General features: G+C 71.9%; 13 protein-coding genes and 1 riboswitch. Of the genes, 6 read left to right on the top strand and 7 right to left on the bottom strand.

The window, feature by feature from the left end; translation table 11 throughout:
* Positions 1 to 31: 31 nt before the first annotated feature.
* From ACFVXC_RS28375 to ACFVXC_RS28360, 4 genes are all read right to left on the bottom strand, one after another.
* Positions 32 to 844 carry an enoyl-CoA hydratase/isomerase family protein gene (locus ACFVXC_RS28375; RefSeq protein WP_363207950.1) on the bottom strand — a complete coding sequence of 271 codons (813 nt, stop codon included), beginning with the start codon at positions 842 to 844 and terminating at the stop codon, positions 32 to 34.
* Positions 845 to 1,012: 168 nt separating this feature from the next.
* Positions 1,013 to 1,234 (bottom strand): helix-turn-helix domain-containing protein, encoded by a 222-nt coding sequence (locus ACFVXC_RS28370; RefSeq protein ID WP_055550175.1) that lies wholly within the window; start codon positions 1,232 to 1,234, stop codon positions 1,013 to 1,015.
* A gap of 362 nt (positions 1,235 to 1,596) precedes the next feature.
* Complete coding sequence (locus tag ACFVXC_RS28365) at positions 1,597 to 3,195, bottom strand: ABC-F family ATP-binding cassette domain-containing protein (RefSeq protein WP_389910475.1); 1,599 nt, start codon at positions 3,193 to 3,195, stop codon at positions 1,597 to 1,599.
* Between the two features lie 146 nt (positions 3,196 to 3,341).
* Positions 3,342 to 4,079, bottom strand: coding sequence for a hypothetical protein (locus ACFVXC_RS28360; RefSeq protein WP_389910472.1), 738 nt, complete (start codon positions 4,077 to 4,079; stop codon positions 3,342 to 3,344).
* Between the two features lie 381 nt (positions 4,080 to 4,460).
* Here ACFVXC_RS28360 and ACFVXC_RS28355 point away from each other — a divergent pair, with 381 nt between their 5' ends.
* Entirely contained in the window at positions 4,461 to 5,351 is an 891-nt protein-coding gene (locus tag ACFVXC_RS28355; RefSeq protein ID WP_389910469.1) for a neutral zinc metallopeptidase, read from the top strand.
* A 49-nt stretch (positions 5,352 to 5,400) separates the two neighbouring features.
* Here ACFVXC_RS28355 and ACFVXC_RS28350 read toward each other — a convergent pair whose 3' ends face one another.
* From ACFVXC_RS28350 to ACFVXC_RS28340, 3 genes are all read right to left on the bottom strand, one after another.
* Positions 5,401 to 6,873: a hypothetical protein gene (locus ACFVXC_RS28350; RefSeq protein ID WP_389910466.1), complete on the bottom strand. Its 1,473-nt coding sequence runs from the start codon at positions 6,871 to 6,873 to the stop codon at positions 5,401 to 5,403.
* Between the two features lie 88 nt (positions 6,874 to 6,961).
* Positions 6,962 to 8,098, bottom strand: a complete 1,137-nt coding sequence (locus ACFVXC_RS28345; RefSeq protein ID WP_389910463.1) for an alpha/beta hydrolase — start codon at positions 8,096 to 8,098, stop codon at positions 6,962 to 6,964.
* A gap of 144 nt (positions 8,099 to 8,242) precedes the next feature.
* Positions 8,243 to 8,911 (bottom strand): class II aldolase/adducin family protein, encoded by a 669-nt coding sequence (locus tag ACFVXC_RS28340; RefSeq protein ID WP_389910460.1) that lies wholly within the window; start codon positions 8,909 to 8,911, stop codon positions 8,243 to 8,245.
* Positions 8,912 to 9,319: 408 nt separating this feature from the next.
* Between ACFVXC_RS28340 and ACFVXC_RS28335 the strand changes: the two genes are divergently transcribed.
* The 5 genes from ACFVXC_RS28335 to ACFVXC_RS28315 all read left to right on the top strand — a co-directional run bounded on the left by ACFVXC_RS28335 (position 9,320) and on the right by ACFVXC_RS28315 (position 14,360).
* Positions 9,320 to 9,943 (top strand): GH25 family lysozyme, encoded by a 624-nt coding sequence (locus ACFVXC_RS28335; protein ID WP_389910457.1) that lies wholly within the window; start codon positions 9,320 to 9,322, stop codon positions 9,941 to 9,943.
* Entirely contained in the window at positions 9,944 to 11,224 is a 1,281-nt protein-coding gene (locus ACFVXC_RS28330) for an anion permease (protein ID WP_389910454.1), read from the top strand.
* Positions 11,225 to 11,236: 12 nt separating this feature from the next.
* A complete protein-coding gene (locus ACFVXC_RS28325; protein ID WP_389910451.1) occupies positions 11,237 to 11,482 on the top strand; it encodes a hypothetical protein in 246 nt (81 codons plus the stop codon).
* 106 nt (positions 11,483 to 11,588) lie between these two features.
* Positions 11,589 to 11,732, top strand: a riboswitch (cobalamin riboswitch).
* A 121-nt stretch (positions 11,733 to 11,853) separates the two neighbouring features.
* The gene (locus tag ACFVXC_RS28320) at positions 11,854 to 12,792 is read left to right on the top strand and encodes a cobalamin biosynthesis protein (RefSeq protein ID WP_389910448.1); all 939 of its coding nucleotides are present in this window, start codon (positions 11,854 to 11,856) and stop codon (positions 12,790 to 12,792) included.
* Positions 12,792 to 14,360, top strand: coding sequence for a cobyric acid synthase (locus ACFVXC_RS28315; RefSeq protein ID WP_389910445.1), 1,569 nt, complete (start codon positions 12,792 to 12,794; stop codon positions 14,358 to 14,360). The genes ACFVXC_RS28320 and ACFVXC_RS28315 overlap by 1 nt, the downstream gene beginning before the upstream one ends.
* The last annotated feature ends 23 nt before the right edge of the window (positions 14,361 to 14,383 follow it).

The following is a 14,383-nucleotide window of genomic DNA, read 5'->3' as shown; positions in this document are numbered from 1 at the left end:
GGAAGTGGCGAGGTGAAGAGGTGAAGAGGTGTCAGTCGCCGAGCCCCGCCAGGTCCCGCAGGCGGCGCCCCTGTGCGGCACGCTCGGCGGTGCGCTGCTCCTCGTACGTACGGCCGGCCACGCCCTGCAGGAGCGCCTTGGTCTCGATGACCGCGTCACGCGGGGCGGTGAGGAGCGCGGCCGCCAGGTCGCTCACGGACGCGTCGAGCTGGTCGGCGGGCACGACGAGGTTGGCCAGGCCGACGCGCTCGGCCTCGGGCGCGTGGACGAACCGCCCGGTGGCGCAGATCTCGAGCGCGCGGGCGTAGCCGACAAGCCCCACGAGGGGGTGCGTGCCGGTGAGGTCGGGCACCAGGCCCAGGCTGGTCTCGCGCATGGCGAACTGCACGTCGTCGGCGGCGATCCGCAGGTCACAGGCGAGCGCGAGCTGGAAGCCCGCACCGATGGCATGCCCCTGGACGGCGGCGATGGACACGATGTCACTGCGCCGCCACCAGGTGAACGCTTCCTGGTACTCCGCGATCGTCGCGTCGAGGACGTCGTCGTCGCCGCGCGCCAAGTCGATGAATGACGGCTCGCCGTCGAAGCCCTCGGGCGTGAACGCCTGTCGGTCGAGGCCCGCGGAGAAGGACTTGCCCTCACCGCGGAGCACGACGACACGGACACTGCCCGGCAACATCCGGCCTGCCTCGGCCAACGCCCTCCACAGCGCGGGAGATTGGGCGTTGCGCTTGGCCGGGTTGGCCAGCGTCACCGTGGCGACGGCCTCGTCGACAGTCAGGCGTACGCCGTCCTTGTCGAGTACCGGTGCGGATCCGCCGAGTTCACTGCCGGGCGAAACCATAGGGGCCTCCGATGGTGGTGTGCGGTCGGTCCGGGCGCGCACGCGCGTCCGTAAGTGACTGCACAGTAACCACCCGACCGATAGGGGGACCCCCCAGGTCCCTTTAAGGGCTCTGGGGGACGATCGACCGGGTGGCCACCGTCGAAACCGGTGAACCGCCCGCAGCCGTCAGCCGGCTGCGGCCTTCTTGCCTCGCGTCGCCCCGCCGCGTCCCCGCAGCGTGACTCCGGACTCGCTGAGCATGCGGTGCACAAAACCGTACGAACGGCCGGTTTCCTCGGCCAACGCCCGGATGCTCGCACCGCCGTCGTACTTCTTCTTCAGGTCTGCCGCGAGCTTGTCGCGCGCGGCGCCGGTTACCCGGCTGCCCTTCTTCAGAGTCTCGGCCACCCGTGCCTCCTCGTGGGAAGTGCGCTCTGGACTTCTCATGATCACCCCTCCCGGCCTTCCTGGCCACCCATTCGGCAAGGTCCGTACGACGAGGTTTCCCGCCGGGGAAGGCGGGACCACGATCGGAATTAACGATTCCGCGTGTCGAATTCCGTACGGCTGAATGAGTTGCGGGACGAAATGCCAGGTCAGCGCGGTGCGGAGCGAGAGTTGAGTTCCAGGCCCAGACCACAGGGGAAATCCGTGTATCCCACACTTCGGTACGAGGAGACCTCACACAGATGAAGGATCACGGATCGGCCGAATGATCCATACGCAGTGGATCAGTTATTCGATCAACCAATGTGGACGCCTCGACGGCATCAGGCGAGCGCGACCAGATCCGCGTAATCCTGGCCCCACAGGTCCTCCACTCCGTCGGGCAGCAGGATGATCCGCTCCGGCTGGAGCGCCTCCACCGCGCCCTCGTCGTGCGTGACGAGGACGACCGCGCCCTTGTAGGTGCGAAGGGCGCCGAGGATCTCCTCGCGGCTCGCCGGGTCGAGGTTGTTGGTGGGCTCGTCGAGGAGCAGCACGTTGGCGGAGGAGACCACCAGGGTCGCGAGCGCCAGACGGGTCTTCTCGCCGCCGGACAGGACGCCCGCCGGCTTGTCGACGTCGTCGCCGGAGAAGAGGAACGAACCGAGCGTCTTGCGCACCGCCACCAGGTCGAGGTCGGGTGCGGCCGAGCGCATGTTCTCCAGGACCGTGCGCTCGGGGTCGAGGGTCTCGTGCTCCTGCGCGTAGTAGCCGAGCTTGAGGCCGTGGCCCTCGATGACCTGCCCGGTGTCGGGCTTCTCCGCGCCGCCGAGGAGCCGCAGCAGCGTGGTCTTGCCCGCGCCGTTGAGGCCGAGGATGACCACGCGCGAGCCCTTGTCGATGGCGAGGTCGACGTCCGTGAAGATCTCCAGGGAGCCGTACGACTTCGAGAGCCCCTCCGCCATCAGCGGGGTCTTGCCGCAGGGCGAGGGATCCGGGAAGCGCAGCTTGGCGACCTTGTCGCTCTGGCGTACCTCGTCCAGACCGGCGAGGAGCTTGTCGGCACGCTTGGCCATGTTCTGCGCGGCGACGGTCTTGGTGGCCTTGGCACGCATCTTGTCGGCCTGCGAGTGGAGCTGGCTGGCCTTCTTCTCGGCGTTCTGGCGCTCGCGCTTGCGGCGCTTCTCGTCCGACTCGCGCTGCTGCTGGTAGAGCCGCCATCCCATGTTGTAGACATCGATCTGGGCGCGGTTGGCGTCCAGATAGAAGACCTTGTTGACGACCGTCTCGACCAGGTCGACGTCGTGGGAGATCACGATGAAGCCGCCGCGGTAGGACTTGAGGTAGTCCCTGAGCCAGACGATGGAGTCGGCGTCGAGGTGGTTCGTCGGCTCGTCGAGGAGCAGGGTGTCGGCGTCCGAGAAGAGGATGCGGGCCAGCTCGACGCGGCGGCGCTGGCCACCGGAGAGCGTGTGGAGGGGCTGGCCGAGCACGCGGTCGGGGAGGCTGAGCGCGGCGGCGATGGTGGAGGCCTCGGCCTCGGCGGCGTACCCGCCCTTGGTGAGGAACTCCGTCTCCTGGCGCTCGTACTGCTTCATCGCCTTGTCGCGGGTGGCGCCCGAGCCGCTGGCGATGCGCTGTTCGTTCTCACGCATCTTGCGGATGAGGGTGTCGAGTCCGCGGGCGGAGAGGATGCGGTCGCGGGCGAGCACGTCCAGGTCGCCGGTGCGGGGGTCCTGCGGGAGGTAGCCGACCTCTCCGGAGCGGCTGATGGTGCCGCCGGCCGGGACGCCCTCACCGGCGAGGCACTTGGTGAGCGTGGTCTTGCCCGCTCCATTGCGGCCCACCAGGCCGATGCGGTCGCCCTTGGCGATACGGAAGGTGGCGTTCTCGATGAGGATGCGGGCGCCGGCGCGCAGCTCGATGCCGGAAGCGGTGATCACGGACAGACTCCTGGGCAGGGGGGATGGACGGCGGAAGAGACAAAAGGTGGTGCCGCGCGCAGCGCGCCGTTGACAGGGCGGTGGCGGGCTGGCGGGCGGGCGATCACGCCGTCTAATGCACGAGGAGAATGGCCATGAGGCCAATTCTAACGGTGCGGTGCAAGCTCTTTCCCAGCCCGGGCCCGTACGTCGTCGGGGGCGCCGCCCGGCAGCTCGTTACCCAGGGGCGTGCGCCGGGGCACGATCCGGCCGAGGTCGTCCACGGCGATCAGCTGCGAGGTCCACGGCGTCGCGGCGTCCTCGCAGGGCTGGGCGACGAGCAGCGCCTCGCGATGGCGCACCGACCGGGCGGGTTCGAAGGCGCAGCCGGGTTCGGCGGGCAGCACCCAGCGCAGGTCGCCGTCGGCGCCGCGGTAGGCGGCGATGCGCTGCGGGGTGACGACGGCGAGCATGCTGCCGCGGGCGTCGAGCCGCTGAAGGACTCCGGCGGCGCCGCGGGCCGCCGGAGTGCGCAGCCAGGGGGCGCTGTCGGGGATGGCGCGGTGCCAGCGGACGGCACTGCCGTCGGCGCGCGCGGTGTCGGTGACCAGGCCGTCGTTCCAGAGCGCGACGGCGTGCCCGGGGACGGAGAGCAGGGCCAGCGGCCTGGCTCCCTCGCGGCGGTACGTCCAGCGTGGGCGGCCTGTCGTCTCGTCGTACGCCTCGACCGCGCGGCCGGTGGTCCGCAGCGCGGGATCCGCCGTAGCGACGTCCACGCGCGCGTGGACGGTGACGTGGTCTCCGTAGGGGGCCGGTCGTGAGTGGTGGGCGGCGGTGATGAGCGGCAGGGCGAGGAGGCCGAGGACCACCGGGAGGGCGAGCCGGGGGCCGCGACGGGCGGACACCGGCCGCACGGGCCCGGATCCGGGCGCCTCGCACGGTACGGGCTGGGATCCGGGCGCCTCGCACGGTACGGGCGCTGGTCCCGCCGCCTCGGACGGTACGGGCGCTGATCCCGTCGCCTCGCACGGCACAACGGACACGGCGCCCCCTCTTCGGCATCTCTGCCGGTACCTCTGCCCACGCGACAGGCGCAGAGCGTAGCGGCGGCGTGAGCACGCGAGCCGGGGCGGCGGCCGCGACACGGCGCGCCATGTCGCCGGGTCCCCCGTTCGGACCCCCGTCCGGCGCCGCGCGGGATGGGGCATATCAGGATGAAGGCGCCGACATCTCGGCACAGGGCGGCGAGCTGCCGCCCCGGATGCGAGGCAGAGGGTGGTGCGCCCATGCAGTTCGACGACGACGCCGATCTGGACACGTCCGAGGTGCAGGATGTGCGGGGCAGCCGGGTTCCCGGCGGCAAGGCGACGGTCGGCGGCGGCATCGCGGGCCTGATCGCGCTGGTCCTCGGGCTGCTCTTCGGGGTCGGCCCGGATCAGCTCGGGCTCTCGTCGGGCAGTGACGAGCCCGCCGCCTCGTCCTCGTCGCTCGCGCAGGTCCAGCAGACCTGCCGCACGGGACAGGACGCGAACACCAAGGACGACTGCCGCATGGTGGCGGTGGTCAACAGCGTGCAGGACTACTGGCGCCCCGAGTTCCAGCGCAGGAAGGGGACCTACTCCCCCGCGCCGACCGTCCTCTACACCAGCCGGGTGGGCACGGCCTGCGGCGCCGCGTCGTCGGCGGTCGGTCCCTTCTACTGCCCCGGTGACCGGAAGGTCTATCTGGACCTGGGATTCTTCGACGAGCTGCGGACCAAGTTCGGCTCCAGCGGCGGCCCCTTCGCGCAGGCGTACGTCGTGGCGCACGAGTACGGGCACCACGTGCAGAACCTCATGGGGACGCTGCAGCGCTCCCAGGACGGGCGTACGGGACAGAACAGCAACGCCGTGAAGGTCGAGCTGCAGGCGGACTGCTACGCGGGTGTCTGGGCGCGGCACGCGACCCGTACCGCCGACGACAGGACGGGCAAGCCGCTGATCACCAGCCTCGACGACGCGGACATCCGCGAGGGCCTCGACGCGGCGGCCGCGGTCGGCGACGACCGCATCCAGGAGAAGTTCCAGGGCCGGGTCACCCCGGAGTCCTGGACGCACGGCTCGGCCGAGCAGCGGCAGCAGTGGTTCTACCAGGGCTACCGCACCGGCGACATGGGGCAGTGCAACACCTTCCGGTGAGGCGCCTTCCCCTGAGGCACCTTCCCGTCAGGCACCTTCCCGTCTGGCGCTACACCCCTCCGGTGTGCACCTGGAACGCCGCCCGGCGCACGGCCTTAGCGAGCGCCGGGTCGGGGTGGGCCGCGGCCAGCGCGACAAGGACCTGGACGGTGCGGGGGTGACCGATGCGCCGGACCTCGTCGAGGAGCGCGGGCACCGTGGGCTGCACCGCGGACTCCAGGTGACGTACGAGGAGATGGATCTCCCCGTGGTCGGCGACGGCGGCGGCGGTGTCGACCCACAGCCACGTCGACTCGTCCCGCGTCAGGACGAGGTGGACGTCCTCGGGGTCTGCACCCTCCTGCTCGGCGATCCAGATCAGGGCGTAGGGCCGCAGCGAGACCTCGTCCACGACGGCCCGCACCTCCGCCTCGGCCGGGGCGCCGACCACCCGCAGGGCTTCGAAGGCGAGGCCGCGCAGGAGGGCGTCCTCTCCGCGGGCCGCGTCCAGGAGCTCGGTGACGGCGCTGCCGACGGGGCGCGGGGCGAGCCAGGCGCGGTACTCGGAGCGGGCCGCGTTCGGGCGAAGCCGCGCACAGCCGCGCAGCATGTCCTCGGCAGACTGCTCGATGTTGCCCGCCGGACTCTGCGCGGCCACGCAGATCTGCTCCAGCTTGACCCAGACCGCCCAGCTGCCGAGCGGCGTGAGCGTGGCCTGGCCTTCGGCGAACGTCAGCGCGCCGACGGCGGCGAGGCCGCGCAGCGCCCAGTCCAGAAGAGTGGCGAGGGGCGGGGTCTCGACCGGGTCCACCGGCTCGGGCTGCGGGCCGTAGGGGATCTCGCAGCGCTCCGTGCGCAGTTCCGTGACCCGCTGGTCCAGGAGGTCGAGGAGCTGCGGTACGGGTACGGGGCCCGCGGAGAGCTGCAGCAGGGTGAGCAGCTGCGGCATGGCCTCGACGGTCTCGGCCACGGTGGCGGGCGCCAGATCGCGTGATGCCGCGTGCGCGAGCGACCAGGCGTCGAAGAGGGCGACCCAGCCGCGCAGCACGGCGGCGTCGTCCCGGTCCCAGGCGCGCAGCCGCCAGCCGGGGCGCGCGATGTCGCCGTGCACCTCGATGAGTCCTGCGAGGCGGGCGGTGTCCCAGTCGGCGCGGACCTGATCCGGGGTCAGTGCCAGTTCCGCGGCGGCCCGTTCGGCGGTGGCGGCGGAGAGGGTGCCTTTGGTGCCTTTGGTGTCTTCGGCTCCGTCGGCGGCACCGGGTGTTCGCGCGCGGCTGGGCCCGGAGCGCAAGGATGTGTCGGCCCAGCGCGCGACCCGGACGGCGTCGGCGAGGCCCTTGCGCGCCATGCGGGCCAGCTCCGCGGGGGCGGGTGTGCCCTCGGGCGGCCGGGGCGCGGGACGGCGCGCACGCTGCTGCGTCACTGCGCCGGGGGCGGTCAGGGGCCGGGCTGTGTCGCGCTCCGCCCCCGCTCGCCTCTCGGCTCTGGGGGATTGAGCGCGGACGAGTCGGAGCCTTGAGTCGCGCGGGATACGGGACGTCACAGGAGCAGTCTTCCTGTTGACGGTCCGAAAACCCAAACGGAATGCCTTCGCGAGGCTCCGGAGAGCTACTTCAGGGGGCTCTCGCGCACTACATGAGAGGCGTGAGGAAGCGCCGTAGCGCCTCTTCGTAGCCTGCGGGGTCGGCATTCCACATGGCTCCGTGGGGCGCATCCGGAACGGTGTGGAGAGTGACGAGTTCCGGTCGCCGCTCGGCGAGTTGGCGGGAGAGCGCCCAGGGGGCGATCACGTCGTCGGGGCCGTGGAAGAGGAGCGTGGGGACCTTGAGCACCTGGGGGTCGGCGGCCTCCAGGATGCGGTCGCCGCGCAGGCCCGTGCGGCCCTGGGCGGCGCGCACCGCGAGGGGCAGGAGGGGGCCCGGTGTACGCCGGGCCGCGGCGAGCGCGCGCAGGGTGGTCTCCCAGTTGAGCACCGGGGAGTCGAGGACCAGTCCGCTGATCCTCTCGCGCAGGGCGGAGTGCGCGGCGGCGCGCAGCGCCATGGCGGCGCCGGTGGACCAGCCGTGCAGGATCACGTTCCGCGCTCCGTGGCGCACGGCGTAGCGCATGGCGGCGTCCAGGTCGCGCCACTCGGTCTCACCGAGGTGGCCGAGGCCGTCCGGGGAGCGGGGCGCGCCGAGGTCGCCGCGGTAGGCGATGTCGAGCACCGGGAACTGCTGGCGGTGCAGGAAGTCCATGACGACCATGGGGTGCTCGCGGGTCGTGCCGAGGCCGTGCACGGTGATCACCCAGGTATCGCGGACGCCCGGCACGAACCAGGCGGGCAGGCCGCCGAGTTCGCCGGGGATGTCGACGTCCGCGTGGTCGATGTCCAGTGCGGCGTGCGGGTCGCCGATGTGGACCTGCGGGGTGAGCCAGACCTTCGCGCCGGGTTCGAGGGAGCCGTGCGTGACGCGCTCCAGGCGGCGTACGACGGTGTCCGCCTCGTGCGGCGCCGAGTCCAGGACGGGTCCGATCACGGCGTGGCTGCCGTTGCCGCTGAGGCCGTACGTGCCGGGGCGCAGGCTCGCGAGGGCGCGGGTCAGGGTGATCTGGCCCGCGGCCGTGGAGTGGACCGTGAGGCGGTGGTCGGTCGGCAGCGGGCGGCCCGCCGGTGCCTTCAGGGCGGCGTTGCTGGCGAACCGGCCCGCGGCGACGGCGGCTGCGCCGCCCAGGAGGGCGGTGGTGACGGCGGTGACGGCCGTTGCCGTCGCTTTGGCTGGGCGCACCTGCCCAGTGTCCGGCGAGCGAGAGGCCACGGCCAGTGGGCGTAGCCCGCGGGGTGACGTCATGCCGTCCGCGTACCCGCGGGTGATGTGCTGAATCGGCGGCCCCGGGGCGTGTCCGGCCGGGCCGGACACGCCCCGGGGCCGTCACTGCCGGCCGTAGCCCCGCAGCCTGTCCTCTGCTTCCCTCAGCTGCCCCGCGGACAGGAGCGTCGGGGTGTGACCCGGGATCGCGCTGGCCGTCAGCCAGAGGCGGGACATCCATTCCAGCTGCGCCGTGCGGTCGTACGCCTGGTCCAGGGTGTCTCCGTAGGTGACGGTCCCGTGGTTCTGGAGCAGGCAACCCGTGCGGTCCCTGAGGGCCCGGAGCATGTTCTCGGCCAACTCGTCGGAGCCGTACGGGGCATACCGGGCGACCCGGGCCGGGCCACCGAGCGCCGCCGCCATGTAGTGGACGGGCGGGAGCTCCGGGACGAGGGTGGAGACGGCGGTGGCGTGCACCGCGTGGGTGTGGATCACGGCTCCGGCGTCCGTGGTGCGGTAGACGGCCAGGTGCATGGGCAGTTCGCTGGTGGGGGCGAGGTCACCGAAGAGCCGGTTGCCGTCCCTGTCGACGCCGACCGCGTCCCGCGGCCCCAGGCGGTCGTACGGCACGCCGCTCGGGGTGACCAGGATCGTGCCGCCGACCCGCACCGAGACGTTGCCCGACGTGCCGACCACCAGGCCGTCCGTCACCGTCCTGCGGGCCGCCGCCACCAGCTCGCCCCACGCCCGCTCCACCGCGTCCTGCCGAACTTCGTCCCGCTGCTCCGTCATGCCGCGATCCTGCCAGCCGTGGGGCGCGGCACCGTAGGAGCGGAGGCAGGGAGTCCGTAAAAGTACAAATGTGCACACATCACTCTCTGGTGCCGATTGGCTGGCGATTGACTGCCGATTGGCTGGCGATTGGCTGGCGATCCGCGGCTACCCGATGATCTCCCAATAGCCTGTAGGGCGATTTGCCCTGCATGTTGCACCTTCGGGGTAAATATGGCTCATGCCCACAAACCATCCCATCGCCGCGCGGGCGCCATCGCGGCCTCAGCAACGGCTCTGCCCCTTGAATGGACCGCCCTCGCCGAGATTCCGGTTTCGGCGGCGGGCAGGCCGAAGGGGGACGACGTCCCGTCGCACCAGAAGCGAGTCGACTGGCACCGCTTCATGAGGCACGGTGGACGGTGCTTCATGAGGCACGGTGGACGGTGGAGCGCGGTCGGCCTGACGCTGCCGTCGGCCCTCGGCATCGAGCACAATCCGTACGGCGAGCGCAAGCGCCACGGCGTCGGCGAGCGGGGCGTGGTCCACTGGATCAAGCCGTTCAGCGACGAGGTGACGCGGCAGACGGGACGGCGCCCCGTGATCTGCACGACCGCCAGGTGGTGGAACAAGCGGACGGGCGGCAGCCGCGCCTTCGCGGCGCATCACGCGCTGTGGCTCGCGCGCTGGTCGTCGGCCTCGGGGTCGCTGCCCAGGGGCTGGTCGTATCTGACCTTCCGGCAGCACGACAACGGCGGCAGGCTGCCGGGTGATCAGAATCTCTTCAACGGCTCGACGATCCCGCTGAAGAGGTCCGCCCCGAGGGTGGCCACGCACTGCCGGACACCCTCGGAAGCCCGCATTCCAGGCCTCTGGAGGCTCACGTTCCAGGCCTCGCGACGCCACTCCGGGCGATCCTCGTCAGGGCCACGACAGAACCGGATTGGCAGCGCCCCGAATTGGGTCACCGCACGGCCCGACCCAGTTCACTTTCCGTTCACTCAGCTTGCCTACGTTCCACTTGCCACTGACGTCCAACAGAAGCCTGGGTAAATGGAACACATCACGCTTCTCCTCGGGATCGTGATCGTTACCGCTCTCGTGTTCGACTTCACGAACGGTTTCCACGACACGGCCAACGCGATGGCGACCACCATCTCGACTGGCGCTCTCAAGCCCAAGACGGCGGTGGCCATGTCCGCCGTGCTGAACCTCGTCGGCGCTTTCCTGTCGGTCGAAGTCGCCAAGACGATCTCTGGCGGCATCGTCAACGAGGACGGACTGAAGACAGAGGTGATCTTCGCCGCCCTGGTGGGCGCGATCCTCTGGAATCTCCTGACCTGGCTGGTGGGCCTGCCCTCCAGTTCCTCCCACGCGCTCTTCGGCGGCCTCATCGGCGCCGCGGTCATGTCAATGGGCTGGTCGTCGATCAACGGCGGCACCGTCGTCACCAAGATCCTGCTCCCCGCGATCGCCGCGCCCCTCGTCGCCGGCATCGCGGCGACGCTGGCCACGCGCCTGACGTACCGCATCGGGCGCAACACCGACACCAAGGCGACCGCCAAGGGCTACCGCACCGGTCAGATCGCCTCCGCGGGCCTCGTCTCGCTGGCGCACGGCACGAACGACGCGCAGAAGACGATGGGCATCATCACGCTCGCCCTGATCACCGGCGGCGTCCTGAACCCGGGCGCCAACCCCCCGATGTGGGTCATCGTCTCGGCCGGCATCGCCATCGCCCTCGGCACCTACCTCGGTGGCTGGCGCATCATCCGCACGATGGGCAAGGGTCTGACGGACCTCGCGCCGCAGCAGGGCTTCGCCGCCCAGACCAGCGCCGCGACCGCGATCCTGGCCTCCTCGCACATCGGCTTCTCGCTCTCCACCACCCAGGTCTGCTCGGGCGCCGTGATGGGCGCGGGCCTCGGCCGCAAGGGCGGTGTGGTCCGCTGGTCCACGGCGACGCGCATGTTCGTCGCCTGGGGCCTCACGCTCCCGGCCGCCGGTCTGGTCGGCGCGGGCGCCGAGTTCCTCACCAAGCAGGGTCCCTGGGGCGTCGCGGCGACCGCCGCGCTCCTGGTGACCGGCGCCGCCGTCATCTGGGCGCTGTCCCGGCGCGACGCCGTCGACCACACGAACGTCGCCGACGACGAGATCGGCGGCTCTCCGGCCGCCGAGCCCGCCGGTGTCGTGACCACCGCGATCGCCGCCGTCACGCCGCCGCCCACCGGCTCGGCCGTGACGACCTCGGACGTCGACCTCGTCAAGGCCACCATCCCGGCCCCGCCCCCGACCGGCACCGTGGCGGACCCCGCCCGGCCCGCCACGGTGTAAGGACAAGTCAGCATGAACATCGACTGGGCAGCTCTCGGCTCCGTGTTCGGAGTCAGCCTCGCGGTGACGGTGGCCCTGGTGGGCCTGTTCACCCTCGGCATCGTCGGCCTCTCCAAGCGCGAGGCGGCGACGTCCGGCGCCACTTCGACCGCTGCCACCGCGGGCGGGCCCCCGGTGGCGGCGCGCACGGGCGCGTACGTGTGCTTCGCGCTCTGCGCGGCGGCGGTGGCGTACGGGATCTATCTGATCGTCGCCTGACGATCGCAGCTCCGGGTGGGGCGCGGGACGCTTCGGCGTCCCGCACCCCACCTCTGTCTGTGGGCCTCGGCACACTCTCCCGCCCCAGGTCAACGGCAAGTTGACGGGCGTTCGCGGGCGTGGTGGACTGCCGGAGCCATTACGGCGGCAGAAGAGGAAGCCGGTGCGAATCCGGCGCGGTCCCGCCACTGTCATCGAGGAGACGACTCCTCGGAAGCCAGGAACTCTCGCCGCCGATCTCGTCGAATCAGGGCGCGGACACCCTGAGTGAGGACATATCGCCATGTGCGGCCGCCCGTTGCCGGTCTCTGTGCCCCTGCCTGTCCAGGCCGGGCCCCTCGCTCCCCTCCGCGCCACGGCCGGCTGAAGCCATGCGTGCCGATCGCGACTTCGCGTACGGCGCCGCCGCCGGCCTCCTCGGTGATCTGTTCCTCGGCGATCCTCGCCGCGGGCATCCGGTCGCCGCGTTCGGCCGGGCCGCGGGAGCCGTCGAGCGTGTGCTGTGGCGTGACCACCGCGGGTGGGGCGCCCTGCATGCCGTGGTGTGCGCCGGGGGCGCGGCCGGTGCCGCCGCCCTCGTCTCTTCCCTTGTACGTGACTCACGCCCCGCATCCCTCGCGCTGACCGCCGCCACCACCTGGGCCGTGGTCGGCGGGACCTCCCTTGGCCGCGAGGCGCGGGCCGTCGGCGGTGCGCTCGCCGCCGGGGACATCGAGGTGGCCAGGGAGCGCCTTCCGCATCTGTGCGGGCGGGATCCGCAGGCGCTCGACGCCGATGGCATCGCGCGGGCCGTGGTCGAGTCCGTCGCCGAGAACACGTCCGACGCGGTCGTCGGCGCCCTGGTGTGGGGCGCGCTCGGCGGGGTTCCCGGGCTTGTCGCCTTCCGGGCCGTGAACACGCTCGACGCCATGGTCGGGCACAAGTCGGTGAAGTACCGGAGGTACGGGTGGGCCTCCGCGCGGCTCGACGACGTTCTGGGGTGGCCCGGGGCCCGGCTCACCGCGGTGCTCGCGGCTGCCGCCGGTGACGCACCACGAGGAGCCCTGAAGGCCTGGCACGCGGACGCGGGCAAGCATCCGAGCCCCAACGCGGGGCCCGTCGAGACCGCCTTCGCGGGGGCGTTGGGGGTACGGCTCGGGGGGACCCTCTCGTACGGAGGCCGGGTCGAGCACCGGCCTGTCCTGAACGGGGACGGGCGGGACGTCGAAGTCGCCGACATCGAGCGGGCCGTGAAGCTTTCGCGACGGGTGGGGCTGCTTGCCCTGGGGGTCGCGGCCGTGGTGAGCACTATGCGGAAAGGCAGGGCCTGATGAGTGGTGGGCTGCTCGTTGCCGGGACCACGTCCGACGCGGGGAAGAGCGTGATCACCGCCGGGATCTGCCGGTGGCTGGCCCGCGAGGGCGTCTCCGTCGCGCCCTTCAAGGCGCAGAACATGTCCCTCAACTCCTTCGTCACACGCGAAGGCGCCGAGATCGGGCGGGCCCAGGCCATGCAGGCGCAGGCCGCCCGGGTCGAGCCGAGCGCGCTGATGAACCCCGTGCTGCTCAAGCCGGGCAGTGACCGCAGCAGCCAGGTCGTCCTCATGGGGAAGCCCGTGGGCGAGATGAGCGCGCGCGGGTTCTTCGGGGGGTCCGGGGGGTCGTCCCCCGGGGGAGGACTGCACGGTGGGCGCCAGGAACAGCTGCTCTCCACCGTCGTGGGATGCCTCGAAGAACTTCGGGGCAGCTATGACGCCGTGATCTGCGAAGGCGCGGGCAGTCCGGCCGAGATCAATCTGCGGCGTACGGACATCGTGAACATGGGGATCGCGCGGGCCGCCCGCTTCCCGGTCGTCGTGGTCGGCGACATCGACCGCGGCGGCGTCTTCGCCTCGTTCTTCGGTACGACCGCGCTACTCAGCGCCGAGGACCAGGAACTGGTCGCCGGTTATCTCGTCAACAAGTTCCGGGGCGACGTCTCGCTGCTCGAACCCGGGCTCGACATGCTGCACGGGCTCACCGGGCGGCGCACGTTCGGTGTGCTGCCCTTCCAGCACGGCCTCGGCATCGACGAGGAGGACGGCCTTCGGGTGTCCCTGCGGGGCGCCGTGCGGGAGTCCGTCGTCGCTCCCCCGGTCGGTGAGGACGTGCTGCGGGTCGCCGTCTGTGCCCTGCCGCTGATGTCGAACTTCACGGACGTGGACGCCCTGGCCGCCGAACCCGGCGTCGTGGTGCGGTTCGTGGACCGCGCCGACGAGCTGGTCGACGCCGATCTCGTGGTCGTACCGGGGACGCGCGGCACCGTCCGCGCCCTTCAGTGGCTGCGCGAGCGCGGTCTCGCGGACGCCATCGCGCGGCGCGCTGCCGAGGGGCGGCCCGTGCTCGGGATCTGCGGGGGCTTCCAGGTGCTCGGCGAGCACATCGAGGACGACGTCGAGTCGCGGGCAGGGGCCGTGGACGGGCTCGGCCTGCTGCCCGTGCGGGTGCGGTTCGCGCGCGAGAAGACCCTCGCGCGGCCGGTAGGTGAGGCGCTCGGCGAACCCGTCGAGGGGTACGAGATCCATCACGGCGTCGCCGAAGTCCTGGGCGGAGAGGCCTTCTTGGACGGCTGCCGCGTCGGCGAGGTGTGGGGCACGCACTGGCACGGCTCGCTGGAGAGCGACGCGTTCCGGCGCCGCTTCCTGGCCGAGGTCGCCCGCGCCGCCGGACGCCGCTTCGTGCCCGCGCCCGACACCAGCTTCGCCGCACTGCGCGAGGAGCAGCTCGACCTGCTCGGCGACCTGATCGAGCAGCATGCGGACACGGACGCGCTGCTCCGCCTGATCGAGACCGGCGCCCCGTCCGGCCTCCCCTTCATCGCACCCGGGGCGCCCGCACGACCGGCGGAGGGGGACGGGTGAGAGCCGCCGCCCCCTGCCCCGCC

This window comes from Streptomyces sp. NPDC058257, from assembly GCF_042881845.1.
GTDB lineage: Bacteria > Actinomycetota > Actinomycetes > Streptomycetales > Streptomycetaceae > Streptomyces.
The sequence above is the reverse complement of the archived record's forward strand: the minus strand, read 5'-3'. Positions and strand labels throughout refer to the sequence as shown.

Excerpts from the sequence above, each read along its gene's own strand:
- ACFVXC_RS28375 (WP_363207950.1), bottom strand. The coding sequence starts at position 844 with ATGGTTTCGCCCGGCAGTGAACTCGGCGGATCCGCACCGGTACTCGAC.
- ACFVXC_RS28355 (WP_389910469.1), top strand. The coding sequence starts at position 4,461 with ATGCAGTTCGACGACGACGCCGATCTGGACACGTCCGAGGTGCAGGAT.
- ACFVXC_RS28340 (WP_389910460.1), bottom strand. The coding sequence starts at position 8,911 with ATGACGGAGCAGCGGGACGAAGTTCGGCAGGACGCGGTGGAGCGGGCG.
- ACFVXC_RS28335 (WP_389910457.1), top strand. The coding sequence starts at position 9,320 with ATGAGGCACGGTGGACGGTGGAGCGCGGTCGGCCTGACGCTGCCGTCG.
- ACFVXC_RS28330 (WP_389910454.1), top strand. The coding sequence starts at position 9,944 with ATGGAACACATCACGCTTCTCCTCGGGATCGTGATCGTTACCGCTCTC.
- ACFVXC_RS28325 (WP_389910451.1), top strand. The coding sequence starts at position 11,237 with ATGAACATCGACTGGGCAGCTCTCGGCTCCGTGTTCGGAGTCAGCCTC.
- ACFVXC_RS28320 (WP_389910448.1), top strand. The coding sequence starts at position 11,854 with ATGCGTGCCGATCGCGACTTCGCGTACGGCGCCGCCGCCGGCCTCCTC.
- ACFVXC_RS28315 (WP_389910445.1), top strand. The coding sequence starts at position 12,792 with ATGAGTGGTGGGCTGCTCGTTGCCGGGACCACGTCCGACGCGGGGAAG.